This window comes from Photorhabdus stackebrandtii (assembly GCF_011189495.1).
Taxonomy (GTDB): domain Bacteria; phylum Pseudomonadota; class Gammaproteobacteria; order Enterobacterales; family Enterobacteriaceae; genus Photorhabdus; species Photorhabdus khanii.
In genome coordinates this window covers 1-17,100 of the sequence record NZ_PUJV01000043.1, presented here as the reverse complement: position 1 = coordinate 17,100, position 17,100 = coordinate 1, and the positions used below count along the sequence as shown (strand labels likewise).

The 17,100-nt window shown below is 51.2% G+C and carries 4 protein-coding genes and 2 pseudogenes; 2 read left to right on the top strand and 4 right to left on the bottom strand.

All coding sequences use genetic code 11. From position 1 onward, the window contains the following. From C5470_RS20245 to C5470_RS20240, 3 genes are all read right to left on the bottom strand, one after another. The coding region (locus C5470_RS20245; protein WP_242688182.1) for an RHS repeat-associated core domain-containing protein at positions 1 to 2,593 on the bottom strand (2,593 nt) is incomplete at its 3' end. A gap of 120 nt (positions 2,594 to 2,713) precedes the next feature. Continuing rightward, a complete protein-coding gene (locus tag C5470_RS23030; RefSeq protein WP_242688180.1) occupies positions 2,714 to 3,976 on the bottom strand; it encodes a PAAR domain-containing protein in 1,263 nt (420 codons plus the stop codon). A gap of 12 nt (positions 3,977 to 3,988) precedes the next feature. Next, positions 3,989 to 4,414 (bottom strand): DcrB-related protein, encoded by a 426-nt coding sequence (locus C5470_RS20240; RefSeq protein ID WP_166291520.1) that lies wholly within the window; start codon positions 4,412 to 4,414, stop codon positions 3,989 to 3,991. A 706-nt stretch (positions 4,415 to 5,120) separates the two neighbouring features. Here C5470_RS20240 and C5470_RS20235 point away from each other — a divergent pair. Next, positions 5,121 to 5,240, top strand: a pseudogene (locus C5470_RS20235) (IS30 family transposase); the annotation flags it as partial. Between the two features lie 153 nt (positions 5,241 to 5,393). Here the strand turns inward: C5470_RS20235 and C5470_RS20230 are convergent. Continuing rightward, positions 5,394 to 15,335, bottom strand: coding sequence for a non-ribosomal peptide synthetase (locus C5470_RS20230; protein ID WP_166291518.1), 9,942 nt, complete (start codon positions 15,333 to 15,335; stop codon positions 5,394 to 5,396). Positions 15,336 to 16,629: 1,294 nt separating this feature from the next. Between C5470_RS20230 and C5470_RS20225 the strand changes: the two are divergent. After that, positions 16,630 to 17,100, top strand: a pseudogene (locus C5470_RS20225) (ISAs1 family transposase); the annotation flags it as partial.

Below are 17,100 nucleotides of genomic sequence, written 5' to 3'. Positions count from 1 at the left end.
TTGCTGCGATATTGTCCAGAACACGTTGTTTGATTACTGGGCATGTTGCCAGCCCCAGAGGATCAACCCATCCGGTGGGATTATGGACGTACGAATAGGGATTCAGGCCCCCATTCAGCCCAATCGGGTCAGGCGTGATAAACCGGCCAATTTCCGGGGCATAATACCTGAACGTATTAAAATGCAGCCCGGTCTCTTTGTCAAAATATTGGCCCGCATAGCGCAGGTTTTGCCTGAAATCACAGCTTGTTGATGACCGGGCCGGATCGGTGAAGTAAGCCAGCGGCGGACCATCCAGTTCACCAAAAATGCGATATTTTCCCGCCCACGCAATTTTCCCGTCCTCGTCCGTGACTTCCAGCGGCGCACCGTTGATATCGGTGTGGTACCAGAAGTCATTGTGCCTGGCTCCCCTCGTGACGATGCTGGCCAGCGGGGTGTAGCTGTCATGGGATTCGTAGCAGTAGGTCTGCGTTTCGCCGCTTTTCCCATCACGCTCCTGCAACAGCCGCAGGCCATGCCAGACAAAATCGGTTTGTTCATAACGCGCCAGTCCATCAATCCCGATCTTCACCCCTTTGCGGATACGCCGCCCAAGGGCATCATAGTGATAACGTGCCGTTGTGTTGCCGATTTTCGCCACCGTCAGGCGGTTGTCGCCATCATAGCGGTAATCCTGGGTTTCGTACCACCGACACTCCCGGCGGGTAATATTGCCGTGCGGGTCATGCTCATAGCGCCATTTCCGCCAGTAGCTCAGGCGGTCGCCCTGCGGCGTCACCGCTTTAGGGATCCCCTGTTCTTCCGCCTCCCGTTCCAATATCGACTGCGGTTGCTCCAGCAGGTTATCCGCCCGGTCATACCACAACATATCCTCATAAGCGCTGCCCTGATGCGTCACTTTTTTCAGGCGACTTTCAGAGTCATAAAGATAGTCAACCATGCCCCGGTAATGATCTTCCATCATCAGCAATTCGTCCTGCGGGCCGTAGACCCACGCCCGCCACGGCTTGCCCTCGCTGAGGTAGGGCAGGGGCTCGGCATCGGCCTGTTTCAGCGGCAGGCTATACTGGCGGGTACAGCGCCCCAGCGGATCATAATCGCGCAGCTGGAACAGTTTGCCCTGCGTGCGGCGGGTTTCACGATGCAGCCGGTCGCGCTCAAATTCAGTGAGGAGTGTCTGTTCATGCCGGATCGCACTCAAATGACCGGAGCCGTAGTAGAGCCAGCTTAAGGTGCCGCCCTGCGGCAGCGTGAGGGCGGTCAGGTTATCCAGTTCATCATAGCTGAACTGGAGACGGTCGTCGCCATTCTGCTCCCAAATGACCCGCCCCAGTGCGTCATAGCCAAAACGCACGGTGTTGGGCTCTATTCCCAGTAGTTTACCGTTGTCGTTCGGTTCACGACTAGCCTCCAGCAACCTGCCCATGTTGTCCCACCGGTACTGGTAAGTGTCCGTGTGGGTTTCCCGCTGGATCAGCTGACCGGCCGCATCATAATGCTGGTGTACCTGCCGTTCCGGGTACTGGAACACGCGGTCACCCATGCGCCGTTCGGTGCTTAATAAGCCCGCCGCGTTGTATTCGTACCGGATTAAGGTGTCGTCAGGACGGATTTCTTCGATTAAACGCCCTTCGGCATCACGGTTCAGCCGGTAACGGTCATCGTTGGCGTTGTCGAGCTGTATCAGATGCCCTTCGGGACTGTACTGATAGCGAATTTGACGTTGTAAACGGTCCGTCGCACAGACCACCTGACCTGATGCATTGTATTCCCAAGCGCGGGGCGCATTCTCATTGCGCTGGTGATGGGTCAGCTGACCCGCGCTGTCCCATGCCAGGTGTTCTGTGGAATCGTCAGGATAGGTGATGAGGATTAACTGGCCGCTATCGTTATAGTCATAACGGGTCGTTTCCATCAGCGCGTTGGTAAAGCGGCTCAACCGGTTCTCATCGTCGTAGCGCCAGGTGCTGCTTTGCCCGGAACAGTCGGTGTGGCGCATCAACTGCCCCTGACCATTCCACGTAAAATGGCTTTCCCCGCCTTTGGCATCAGTCACTTTGTCGGGACGCACCGTATTATCAAAGCCGTAGTGATAACGGGTAGTCTGCTTCAGTGGCGAGGTTTCACTGATCAACCGCCAAAATTCATCGTAAGCCAGCGCCGTCTCGGTGCCATCCGGCCAGAAGATAACAGTGAGCCGGTCGGTATCATTCTGGTACTGCCAGCCGGTCTGGTTGCCGTTGGCATCGGTGAAACTCAGTTGGCGGCCATGCTGGTCCCATTCACTCAGACGGGTGTGGCCGTACGCATCTTTGTAGCCGTTCGGCAGGCCAAATTCATCCCACAGGATATGGTGCTCCGTGCCGTTGCGGTCGCGGCAGTGGAGGATGTGGTGCGCGTCGTTGAGATGCCAAACCGTGCGGGTGCCGTCGTGCCAGTGCGCCGTGCGGGTGAGGTTCTCATCGTCGTATTCCAGCCGATAGCCCGCGCCCTCGCTGGTTTGCTGGGCAATGACCCGCCACAGCCCTTCGGCTGTCTGTTCCCACTGGTAATCACAGCGCAACCCCCGTCTGTCCTGATGCCATGCCATCACGCCGTGCTCTGTCCAGCCGAATTGTCGCTGGAGAAGGTCATTGCGATGGCTGACCCCCGTCAGTTGGGCGTGCTCATTATAATGGTAGCGGCAAAGCGGAATACGATGGCCGTCATACTATTCGCGCCAGACGGCGGTGAGGCGGGAAACCATTTTGCCATCGATATCCATCATTACATAGTCACAGTGCAGGTTCAGCCCGCCATGGCCCGTGATGCTGACCATCCGGTTCTGCTCGTTGTAATGAAAACGCTGTTCGTTGCCGACATTATTGCGGATGTGGCTCAGGCGGCTGAGGCCGTTATTATCAAAAGCCGTATAGTGATAAACTAATTCGCCTGCATCACGAATTTCCCATTTGCCCTCTTCCGTGTGTATCAGGTTGCTTTGGGCCTCAGGGCAAAAACAGCGATGACCTGCCGGCACGTCAGGAAAGGGCACAATATCCCCGGCAGGGGAACGCCAGAGCAACCCGCCTTCCACGCGCGTGAGATGGCTTTCCCAGAACAGGCTCCAGCCCCGACCCAGTACGCTGTCATACTGATAACGGCTCAGGTAACTACGCTGCCAGTAGAGCGGTAATTCAGCGTCAAAAACGAAGTCCAGCTCATCCTCATCGTTCAGGAATTTCTGACCGGCAATGACTTCCACCGGGTTCATCAGAATACCCGCGACAGGCATCGCCACGGCAAGCGCCCCCAGCCGACAGGTGATTTTACGGATTTTAGCCGCGCCCGGTATCTGGTTGAACAGCGTCTGCAACGCGCCGGGGCCTTTGGCTGCCGCGCCACCGAAACTGATTAACCCGGCTGCCAACATCGTTAAATCGGAAACGGTATACGCCCATTGAGGGATTTCCGGCACAATGTTTGCCGTCTGCGCCGTCCCGCCGCCGATGAAGACATTAGACGAACCGGTCATGACCGCGGCATCACAGACCGTTTTGTCTCCGACCCGCACCGCAGGATAGCCATTGATGAAAACGGAAGCAGAGCCTTCCGCCATCTGGCGCAGGCCATTTTCTTTACTGCACGCTACTTGACTGCGTGTCGCGATGGCGGCAGGTTGGTTGTTGATAAAAACATTGGGGGAACCACTCCTGATTTCCCCGCAGGGACTGCGCGACGAGGCCCCCTTAGAGACGCAGGCGTCACGCGCCATGTCGCCTAAATATCCCGCCGCCATGCCTACCACAATGGCGGCACCCATCAGCAAAACGCCTACCCCGAGACAGGATGTAGCTAATCCGGCGACAAAGAGAGCCCCCGAGAGAATTCCCCCGGCGGCAGAAATTAATGAACCGATGACGGTGCCCGCAATCAATCCCGCCATAGCACTGGAATGGCCTATCGTGTCTCCGAGCCGTGCAGCTTCTGGCATAGCGTCCCCTCCCTAGAACTGGAAACTTTTCAGGCAGTCATCCAGCCACTGCCGTTGCGCCTCGGTGAACGCCTGCTGGGATGACAGGGTGAAAATCAGCGCTTTTTTCTCATCCAACCGGAATACCGCCTGATATTGATAGACCTGTTGCCCCTTTTTGGGCCGATAACGGGAGAGCAGCGCGGTGCCTTGCCGCAGGCTATCGCCCAGCGTTATGGGCTGTTCTGCCAATAATTGCCAGTCGCGCAGACCGTTTTTCAGCAGACCTTTCTGGCGGGTGAGATAACTGGCGAGATCTTCGCCTTCGATTAACTGATCACGCGCGATATTCAGCGCCGGGGCATCGGGCGCGATGAGGATGTTTACCGTCTGTTCCTGATAGCCTGCCGGCAACGTCATGCTGCCTTCAGTGAACCGACAACGGGGGCGATTATCCATCTTTCTTTGTCTTATTTAATCAGTAAGTGATGTTATTAATACATTTAATACATTTAATACATTAAGCATGTTCGTCCGGTTAGGTCAGTGAGCCGAATGCTTATGAAGCAACCACTCTGGCATAAGCACCGTTAATCCACCGCCGTCACAGACAACCTGAATTGATAACCCCGATTGAACAGAGGCAGGCGGTATCCTCTTCTCAGCCATCAATAAAGCGACATAATTAATAATATTATCCGCTTAATATTCAGGCAAAAGGTTATAACAAAAAATCGCCTATGTCTTGATTATTAGGTGAATTAATACTCCATGAATTTAATAAGATGTGATTTATGTCACAAAAAAATGCCAATAATCTCGCTGAAAATCCGTTTTAATGAACTAAATCACTACAATTTTATTCAATAAATTTACCTTGCCCGGTTTACAGACCTTGCATTAATCACCAGATAAGTTTAACTCTGCATTTTTTATGATATTGAAAAAAATCAGCGCTGTTTAAGAATAGTCAGTTCAGAGACGTACAAATTCAGACTCGTTTTTCTGTCTTCGGAGGAAATGGGAATATTGTTTATTATTTGATGACACTTTCTGTATTTACCGCGTTACTCTCTGGTGTTCTTCTCGTGAAATATATGAAGAATAAAGTCATTGTTTTCCGGTAAGGGATCACGCTTGTTGCGCCACTATTTCGGATAAAGTCTCTGAGCGCGAGATAAATTTTGTCATGAACCGGTTAAATAATCGACTACAGAAAACGCGGGATGGTAAAACACCCAATGAATTATTTAAGGGAATACGAACTTGTTTACGTCCAGGGTAATGATGTTGCACTTACTATGCGAATCCAAGAGCAAATAAATTATATGAACATTATCCACTCCCTTATTTTTAATACAAAAAATCCGGTATAAACAATATATACCGGATTATCACACCACTATTAAATTATTCTATAATGATTAATATATCAATATTACAACATCTCCCCATCACAATGTATTGCCAATGCCTTATTCAGAGCCTGAGCTAAAGCCATTCTATGCTCCTTATCCTCCAACAAACTAAAATGATTACCTGAAACAGCAATCAACTGAAGTGAAGAGTCAGGCATGACCTGCGCCCAGCCTAAGGACGGTTCTATATTTAACGACTCTGGCTTTTCATCCGTGACAAAAGAAACAGAAGGAGAAGGCTCTATCGCATAAAACTGATGCAGCGTTAACGCTAATGCTTGCGGCTTATACTCTCTGACTATTTGCGCATAACGCTCTATCTGCTCCCAACGTTTTGCGATTAAATCAGGGCGCAGATTGGCAGGGTATAACGCTAATTCCTGTGCTGCTTCAATAAACTGCACTAAATTCAGCGCATCAATTCGCCGGTACAACGCGGCAACGTCTTCTGCGTGTTCCTCCCCCGACTGCCTGACCAGTTCAGTCAAGAACTGATGTTTGGGTTGCACAGGTTGCTCCCCGAAATAATGAGGAGCCGGCGTATCAATCAGCCCCAGGAAGTTCACCGTCTCACCGGCATGCAAAAGCTGCCGGGCAATAGCATAAGCCAATATACCGCCGGAAGAGTAACCACTTATCCGGTACGGGCCTGTCGGTTGAACCGCTTTCATCAAGCTGATCATTCTGACCGCCTGCTCTTCCACCGTCGACATCGGTTCTTCACTGATGGACGGCCAGGGCAGCGCATAAATCGGATAACCTGACCGGATATGTTGAGCCAGCCCGAAGACATAGGAATAGTCACCCATCCCACTGGGAACAAAGAATAGCGGCAGATCTGTTCCGGCTGGTCGCACTGATATGGCAGCACATTGCGGCTGAGACAGCAAATCTGAGGTAATTTTCGCTGCCAGTTCGGCCAGCACAGGGAATTGGAACAAGGCATTCAATGGGCAAATCACCCCCCGACCTACAGCAAGATTGGTCATTCGCATAGCAAGCAGTGAGTGGCCCCCCAGCGCGAAGAAGTTGTCGTGCCGGCTGACCTGCTCAATCCCCAGCAATTCACACCAAATCGCCGCCAATGCGGTTTCTGTTTCTCCTTGTGGCGCAGCGTAAGCCTGACGGACAAACGCCTCTTCGTCCGGTGCAGGTAATGCCTGACGGTCAAGTTTGCCGTTTGGCGTCAACGGAAAGGCATCCAAACGCACAAAAGCCGACGGCACCATATAGTCAGGTAAAATTGCACTCAAGTGTTCACGCAAACGGGCTGCCAACCCATCACTCTTTTCTGCCTTTTCCGCCACAACATAAGCGACCAGATGCTTGTCCTGCCCATCTTCCCGCACCAGCACTGCCGCCTCTTGTACCGCCGGGTATTCCACCAGCCGAGTTTCAATTTCCCCCAGTTCAATACGGAAACCGCGGATTTTCACCTGATGGTCATTACGGCCGAGGAATTCCAGATTACCGTCCGGCAGATAGCGGGCCAAATCCCCAGTGCGATACATCCGTGCACCGGATACCGGACTAAAAGGATCAGGTATAAAACGCTCCGCGCTCAATTCCGGCTGGTTAAGATAACCGCGCGCCACACCGACGCCGCCAATATACATTTCGCCAATGCAGCCTAATGGCACCGGGTGACCGTCTCTGTCCAACAGGTAGACGCAGGTATTTTTAACCGGCCGGCCAATAGAGCTATCATCCACAGGTGATAACACCGTCTTACAGGTCGCAGTCACGGTATTTTCAGTCGGGCCATAAGCGTTCAATAACCGGGGTCGATGGATTTCCCGCATAAACCAGTCCTGAATAGCGCTCTTTTTGACCTCCTCACCACCAATGATGATGAGCCGAATGCAATCCGGCAGCGGTGATGGATTGTCTCTGGCAATCAGTTCGGACCAAAATAACGCAGGCAGAGATATCACCGTAATACGGTTTTGCCCGGCTAAAGCAATAAACTCCTGTGCAGAGGCCAGCCAGCTATCATCACGCATCACCAGCGTGGCACCGTTACATAATGACGAGAAAAGTTCTTCTACAGAAACATCAAAAGCAAAAGAGGCGAATTGCAGCACCCGGTCTTGCGCCGTAACAGCATAGAGATCATTAAAACCCAAATGACGTTGATACACCGACTGATGTTCCACCATCACCCCTTTCGGCTGCCCGGTTGAGCCAGAAGTATAGATGACATAAATCAGATGCTGTGGCGTCAAAGCAGGAACCTGCGGGTTGCTGTCCGGCTGGTCCGGCTGGGTATTTGGATCAAGTATCGTCAGCCCGGCCAGCGCTTCTTCGCCCAACGCTACCCGTCCGATTTCATCAGCCAATACTACTGCCGGGGTTGTATCATTCAGGATATACACCAGACGCTCTTCCGGATAGGTTGGATCCAGCGGTACATAAGCCCCGCCAGCTTTCAGCACCGCCAGCAACGCCACCACTATCGCCGGTGAGCGAGCCACGCAAATCGCTACCCGCTGATCCGGTTCTATGCCCAGCGCAATCAGCTGATGAGCCAGCCGGTTAGCCCTGATATTCAGTTCGGCATAACTGAGCGTCTGCTCTTGATACACCAACGCAGTGGCATCCGGAGTGCTCTCTGCCTGTTGTTCAAACAACTGATGAATGCATAACGCGTCAGGATACGGGGTTTCTGTGGCGTTCCAGGTTTCCATCAATAACGTGCGTTCCGTTTCCGGCAGGATGTTCAGTGACCGTACCGGCGTTTCCGGAGCTTGTTCAAGCGCTTCGATCAAACTTTCCAACGCCTGCTGCATATAACCGCATATCCGGTCCGGATCAAACGGTTGCACCACCAGAGCCGTCAGCCCCAAAGTAGAACCATCGTCCTCCACCGATAATCCTAATGGGTAGTTAGTCCGCTCCTGTGTATCCAGGAATTCAATCCCGTTCATCGTTTCATCCGGAGTCACCGGCTGATAATTATGTCGATAGTTGAACAAGGTACTAAAGAGTGATGTGCCGCTGGCAACCCCACTGCACCGCTGAGCCAGCGCCAGTGAAGCATGCTCATGCCCCAATAATCCAGCCAGCCGGTTATGAGCTGCCTGTACACTGTCCCGTACCGGGGTATCATCGATATCCAGGCGTAACGGCAGGGTATTGATAAACAACCCCATACCATTGTCAGCGCCTTCACCTGCCTGCATCCGCCCAAACAGGACGGTACCGAACACCACTTTCTCCTGCCCGCTGGTATGTGACAACACCTGCGCCCAGGCCAGATGACACAACGCCGCCAAACTGATGCCCAAACGCCGAGCCTGACTACGCAGGCGGTCATTTAACCCAGTAGTCAACATCCGATAGGCTTCCGTCATCTGAGATCCATCACGATATACCTCTGTCAGCCCGAACGGCAATGTTGGCTCATCCACCTCCGCCAACATGTCGGTAAAGAAACGGGTATGCGCTGCCTGACTCACTCCCAACCGGGCCTCAGCCACCAGATTGCGGAACGGCACCGGGTCAGGCAGAGGGTCCTCCTGCCCGGAAAAACAGGCCTGAACCTCACGGTTCATCACTTCCATCGTTTCATGGTCGCCGATCAAGTGATGCTGCAATTCCAGTAAAAACCAGCGGCCATCCGTTTCCTGGGCGATAACAAAACGCAGGAGCGGAGCTTGACTCAGGTCGAGACGATGATGACCCGGATCAAAACGCCGGGTTAACTGGTCAATGACCGGGCCGTCAGCCGAGTCTAGTGTCAGTTCAGTTACCGGTAAGGTCGCTTGACGCCAAACCACCTGAGCTGGCACAGATAATCCTTCCCAGATGAAAGCAGTACGCAGGATATCATGGCGATCAATCGCCTGTTGCACCGCCGTCAGATAACGGTCCAGCAGAGCGCGATTAGCAAAGACCACCGGATAGAGCAGCAGGTACGGGTCGCCTTCCTTTTCCAACAGATGGTGAAACAGAATACCGTCCTGTAAAGGTGATAGCGCATAGATATCCTGAATATTAGCGATCCCGCCCGGTACCTGCCCAACAATGCGATCAATCTCAGGTTGAGTCAGATCAATCAGTGGCAACATCTCCGGCGTAAGTGTCGTCGTCGCTGTCGTCATGATATTGGGCGGTACCCTCATGGCCCGATACCGCCCCAACGTTTGGGCCAATTCTGACAGCACCGGCGACTGGAACAGATCACGCGCCACCAATGTCAACCCTTGGTGACGCAGACGTTCAATCATCCGCACAGCGAGCAGTGAATGTCCACCCAACGCAAAGAAGCTGTCATTCCGGCTTATCTGCTCAATGCCCAGTAACTCACACCAGATAGCCGCCAGAGCGATCTCAACCTCCCCTTGCGGAGCCTCGTAAACCTGACGGGCAAAATCATCCTCCCCCGGTGCCGGTAATGCCCGGCGATCCAACTTACCATTCGGGGTCTGCGGGAAGGACTCCAGACGCACAAAGACTGCCGGTACCATATAGTCAGGTAACATTGCACTTAAATGCTCGCGCAAATGGGCTGCCAATCCCTCCTTCTCCTCCGCTGCCACATAGGCCACCAGCCGTTTATTCTGCCCGTCATCCAGCGCCAGCACTGCCGCCTCTTGCACCTCTGGGTGTTCCACCAATCGGGTTTCAATTTCCCCCAGCTCAACACGAAAACCGCGGATTTTAACCTGTTGGTCGTTGCGGCCCAGGAATTCCAGGTCACCATCCGGTAAGTAGCGGGCCAAATCCCCAGTACGATACATGCGCGCACCGGATACCGGACTAAAGGGATCCGGCATAAAACGTTCTGCGCTCAGTTCTGGCCGGTTCAGATAACCCCGCGCCACCCCAACGCCGCCAATATACATTTCGCCGACACAACCTAATGGTACCGGTTGGTTATATTGGTCCAACAGGTAAATGCAGGAATTTTTAGCTGGCCGGCCGATAGAACGGTCATCCTCTGGGGATAACACTTCCTTATAAGTCACCGTCACGGTATTTTCCGTCGGGCCATAACCATTCAATAGCCGGGGCCGGTGGGTTTCATGGGAAAACCAGTCCTGAATAGCGCTTTTTTTGACCGCCTCACCGCCAATGATAATGAGCCGGAGGCAATCCGGCAGCGGTAATCCCGTATCTCTGGCCGCCAGTTCAGACCAGAATAAGGTCGGCAGAGAAATAATCGTAATACGATATTGTCGGATTAAAGCAATAAATTCCGACACTGACGCCAACCAGCTATCATCCCGCATTACCAGTGTGGCGCCATTGCATAACGACGAGAAAAATTCTTCGACGGAAACATCAAAGGCAAAAGCGGCAAATTGCAACACCCGATCTTGCGCGGTGACAGCATAGGTGTCATTAAAGCCCAGATACCGTTGGTGTATCGCCTGATGTTCTACCATCACGCCTTTCGGCTGCCCGGTTGAACCGGAGGTGTAAATCACATACGCCAGATGCTGAGGCGTCAACGCAGGGACCCACGGGTTGCTGTCCGGCTGGTCTGGCAGAATATTCGGGTCAAGTACCGTCAACCCAGCCAGCGCGGCTTCACCCAACGCCGCCCAGCCGGTCGCATCAGCCAACACTACTGACGGCGCCGTATCATTCAGGATATATACCAGACGTTCCCTCGGGTAGGTTGAATCCAACGGCACATAGGCACCACCGGCTTTCAGCACGGCTAACAATGCCACCACCATCGCCGGAGAACGTGCCACGCAAATTGCCACCGGCTGGTCAGGTGCAACACCCAGTGCAATCAGTTGATGGGCCAGACGGTTGGCACAAGCATTTAATTCAGCATAACTGAGCGTCTGCTCTTGATACACCAGTGCTGTCGCCTGCGGGGTTTGCTCTGTCTGTTGTTCAAACAATTGATGAATACACAACACGTCAGGATAGAAAGGTTCCGTGGTGTTCCAGGTTTCCAGTAACAACGTACGTTCCGTTTCCGGCAGGATGTTCAGAGCCCGTACCGGTGTCTCTGGGGCCTGCTCAAGCGTCTCCACCAAACTCTCCAGCGCCTGCTGCACATAACTGCATATCCTTTCCGGATCGAATGGTTGCACCACATTAGCAGTCAGTCCCAGGGATTCACCAAAATCCTCCACCGACAACGCAAACGGATAGTTAGTCTGCTCATATTCACCCAAGAATTCAATCCCGTCCATCGTTTCATCCAGTGGATCCGGCTGATAATTATGCCGGTAGTTCAACAAGGCACTAAAGAGAGGCACACCACTGGCAACCCCGCTGCACTGCTGGGCCAGCGCCAGTGAAGCATGTTCATGTTCCAGCAATCCGGCCAGTTGCAGATGCACCGCCCGCACACTGTCCCGTACCGGGGTATCATCGATATCCAACCGCAACGGCAGGGTATTGATAAACAGCCCCATACCACTGTCAGCCCCTTCCCCCACCGCCATACGCCCAAACAGCACGGTACCGAACACCACTTTCTCCTGCCCGCTGGTACGCGACAATACCTGTGCCCAGGCCAGATGACACAACGCTGCCAGACTGACACCCAATCGCCGGGCCAGACTGCGCAGACGGTCATTCAACTCAGCCGTCAACATCCGATGGGAACCCACCTCCTGAGATCCATCAAGATGCACATCCGCCAACCCAAACGGTAACGTCGGCTCATCCACCTCCGCCAACATGTCGGTAAAGAAACGGGTATGCGCTTCCTGACTCACCCCCAGCCGGGCCTCCGCCACCAGATTGCGGAATGGAACCGGGTCAGGCAGACGATCCCCCTGTCCGGAAAAATGCGCCTGCACTTCACGGTTCATTACTTCCATCGTTTCGTGGTCGCCGATCAAGTGATGCAGCAACTCCAATAAAAACCAGCGGCCATCGGTTTCCTCGGCGATAACAAAACGCAATAGCGGGGCCTGACTCAGGTCAAGACGGTGCTGGCCCGGATCAAAACGCCGGGTTAACTGCTCAAGGACCGGGCCGTCAGCCGGGTCCAGAGTCAGTTCAGTCACTGACAACTGAGCCCGGCGCCAGACCACCTGCGCTGGTACTGATAATCCTTCCCAAAGAAAAGAGGTACGCAGGATGTCATGGCGATCAACCGCCTGTTGCACCGCGTCCAGATAACGGTCCAGCAAAGCGCGGCTAGCAAAGGACACCGGATAGAGCAACAGGTATGGATCGCCTTCCTTTGTCAACAAATGATGGAACAGGATACCATCCTGCAATGGCGACAACCCATAGATATCCTGAATATTGGCCATCCCACCCGGTACCTGCCCGACAATATGATCAATATCAGCCTGAGTCAGATCAATCAGCGGCAACATCTCCGGCGTGAGTGTCGTCGTCGCTGGCGTAATGACATTAGCAGGTACCATCATCGCCTGATGCCGCCCCAATGTTTGGGCCAAGTCTGACAGCACCGGCGACTGGAACAGATCACGTGCCGCCAGTGTTAATCCCAGGTGACTCAGACGTTCAATCATCTGCACACCAAGCAGTGAATGGCCGCCCAACGCAAAGAAGCTATCATGCCGGCTTATCTGCTCAATGCCCAATAACTCACGCCAAAGGGCGGCAAGGGTGATCTCTGCCTCACCTTGCGGGGCTGCATAAATCTGACGGGCAAAATCATCCTCCCCCGGTGCCGGTAATGCCCGGCGATCCAACTTACCACTTGGGGTCTGGGGGAAGGACTCCAAACGCACAAAAGCCGCCGGTACCATATAGTCAGGTAAAACGGCACTCAAATGTTCACGCAAACTGACAACCAACCCCTCATGGGCTGCTGCTGCCACATAAGCGACCAGACGTTTTTCCTGCCCGCCATCCAGCGCCAGCACCACTGCCTCTTGCACTGCCGGGTGTTCCATCAAGCGGGTTTCAATCTCCCCCGGTTCAATCCGGAAGCCACGGATTTTAACCTGTTGATCGTTACGGCCCAGGAATTCCAGATCACCGTTCGGCAGGTAACGGGCCAAATCCCCAGAGCGATACATACGTGCACCGGATACCGGACTAAAAGGATCCGGTATAAAACGTTCCGCGCTCAATTCCGGTCGGTTCAGATAACCCCGTGCCACCCCAACGCCGCCAATATACATTTCACCAATGCAGCCTAATGGGACGGGTTGACCATATCTGTCCAGCAGGTAGACGCAGGTATTCTTAACCGGCCGGCCAATAGAATTATCATCTGCCTGGGATAATATTTCTTTACAAGTCGCCGTCACGGTATTTTCCGTCGGGCCATAAGCATTTAATAGTTGGGGCCGGTGGCCTTCCTGCCTAAACCAATCCTGAATAGCGCTCTTTTTAACCGCCTCACCGCCAATGATGATGAGCCTGAGGCAATCCGGCAGCGGTAATTCATGATCTCTGGCAATCAGCTCAGACCAGAACAACGCAGGCAAAGATATCACCGTGATACGGCTTTGCCGGGTTAAGGCAATAAATTCCGGCACCGAAGCCAGCCAGCTATCATCCCGCATAACCAGTGTGGCGCCGTTACATAATGCCGAAAATAATTCTTCTATTGAAACATCAAAAGCGAAAGAGGCAAATTGCAACACCCGGTCTTGCGCCGTGACAGCAAAGAGATCATTAAAACCCAGATGACGCTGATACATCGCCTGATGCTCTACCATCACGCCTTTCGGTTGCCCGGTTGAGCCAGAAGTGTAGATGACGTAAGCCAGATGCTGAGGTGTCAACGCCGGGACCTGCGGATTACTGTCCGGCTGGTCCGGCAGAGTATTTAGATCAAGTAACGTCAATTCTGCCAACACCTCTTCACCCAGCGCCGCCCGGCCGGTCGTATCAGCCAATACCACTGCCGGGGCAGTATCATTCAGGATATACGCCAAACGTTCCCCTGGGTAGGTTGGATCCAGCGGCACATAAGCGCCACCGGCTTTCAGTACCGCCAACAATCCCACCACCATCGCCGGAGAGCGTATCACGCAAATCGCCACCCGCTGGTCCGGTGTGACGCCCAGCGCAATCAGTTGATGCGCTAACCGGTTGGCATAAGCATTCAACTCTGCATAGCTGAGGGATTGTTCTTGATACACCAGCGCCGTCGCCTGCGGGGTTTGCGCTGCCTGCTGTTCAAACAACCGATGAATACATAACGGGTCAGGATACGGGGTTTCCGTCGTGTTCCAGGTTTCCAGCAACAACGTATGTTCAGCCTCAGGCAATAAATTCAGCTGCCAAATAGGGATTTCATCACCCATCCTTTTTGACGATATCAACACCTGTAAATGTTCACCCATCCGCTGAACCACTTCCCCACTCAGACGGTTCGCATCGTATATCCAGCGAAAACCGCCTTGCGCATTCACCTGGAGGGTCAGCAATTCACCGGACACCTCTTGATCGCCTTCTCTGTCATCCTGTATCACAGAGACAGCTATCTGCCACGGCCGGCGGGTTGCCAACGCCGGGATAGCCCGCAATGAAGGAACACGAGTGAGAAGATCACGACTAAATGTCCGGTGCCGCGCCAACCGGGCAAGCTCGTTATCAACCCAGTCAGCGACCACACCCCACGGCTTATCAAACGCCACTTCAATGGTCATCGGCACCACCGGCGCCAGATCTGCCGATTTACCTTTCACCTTATCTGCACACCAACCGATTTGGAATTCAGTCTGCTGAGTCAAGCGCGCAATATAGATAACAAACGCCTGCAACAGTGTCCGCAATGAGTCCTCTTTCCCGTTTTTTGGCAACGGGGACTGCCAAAGACTCATTGCCCATCTGGGTTCCGCTTGCTCTCCCGTGGTTTCGAAAGGTAACTGGAATGACTGCAAAACAGTAAGACGCTCATACCAGAATAATTCACTGAGTGTAAGGGTCTGAAGGATATTCTTTGTATTTTGAGTCTGTGGTGACGCATAATTTGAGTCGATTATGTTTTCTGATGTCTGAGAAAAGAGTTCAGATTTAAGAACATTTCCCACTTTAGCAATGTTATCTTTCATCTATTATATACCTCAACGAATCTGTTAGATTTTTGAAAACTGTCGTTCCCGACAGTCATCACCAATGTTTTTGCCCCCAAGAAATAAAAGCCGATACATCTGACATTCATTCAAAACACTCAGATGTGGGATGCCATAGCCCGGTTAATAACCCTATAATCAGCAAATCCTCGACGCTAATTTCCCTGATAATGGAATAAATAATTCATCTTATGAGCCGGAATAAGACATTCCATTTTTGTCCCTGTTTTTAGATAAATTCGATTAATTTTCTGCAATTTTTATTGACTAACGCTGAATTTCATAATTTAAAATGGAGCCATTAACTGCATTAATTATGTATAAATGCCAAATAAGTATTATATTTTATCCATTTTCCATTAATACCCAATTAAAACAATTCCAAAAAGACATTAAGTATCCGTCAAAAAAATAAGGCAATTTACTTTAATTTATCAATAAGTTACCATAACAATCACCTGCAAAACAGTTCCTTCAATCTCATAATAAGCATATATCTCAACGCTAAATGCAACGTATTCAATATTTGCAAAAAAATCCTGTGCATTCAATTATTCAAAAATATAACATCAGGTTAAAATAATTCATAAAATATTATTTTTCAATAGCAAAAGAATGCCGACGTCGTAAATATTACAAATAATCAAATATAAATCGAAAACAACTTAATTACATATTATCCTGTAATAATCAGATTATGAAAAAATATAAAATCCATTATATTTCATACCGCAGAAAGACAATTTTAAATTAAAATAACTTCATTATGAACTATTTTACAATAATAAAATAATGTGATTTATCTGATAGTTAATATCACGCAGTGTAAATAGACACTTTATTTAATATTGCTTTGATTTTAAGACACCAAAAAACATATACAAATGATTATATCAACCTCTTTTTTATATTTATTACCACTCATTACTTTAATACGAATAAGATATTATAAAATCAAGATCGATTAAATTAATACATTGCTATTATCATATCTGGTGAATTCATTATCATGAAAATATTTATTAATTAGTATTTATATAAAGAGTTATTTGGTGAAAAAATGCGGATTCAAATTCTTTATTACCATTTATTTAACAGTGTCAGTAAAGATAAAATGAATATAATCCGCATTCATTAAACATAAAACACAATATCCTATGATGATTAAACTTAACAAAAAACCCAGGGCGCGAGCATACTTTTGGGCTCATCTATTGAATGAAACCTAATGACATGATCTAATCACGATTATTTCTTGCCGGCTGCCCTGCTCATGACCCTGATGGAACATTTATCCGTTGTTAAAGAAACTCGCTCCGAGACCAATCGTAAGTATGATCTGACTGATGTTATTTTTCTTGTTATCAGCGCCATTATGGCGGGGGCCGAAGGTTGGCAAGATATTGAAACATATGGCAATGCTAAAATTAAATGGCTGAGGACATATCGTCCTTTTTCTCAGCGGAATACCTTGTCGGCATCCCATTGCGAGGATACTCCGCACCATCGTGCTCGAATCCTTGCTGGAAGCGTTACTGAATTGGGTCAATGAGCAGCGTGAACAGGCGGGCAAACCCCTCATCGCCTTTGACGGTAAAGTCTTGCACCGGGCCTACTGCCATGATGCAAAAAACGCCTTTCAGGTTGTCACCGCTTATGACACAGAGAATGGCTTGGTCTTGTGTCAAAAAGCCACGGAGCACAAAAAAGGGGAAATCGCGATGGGGCGGCAACTGCTGGATAT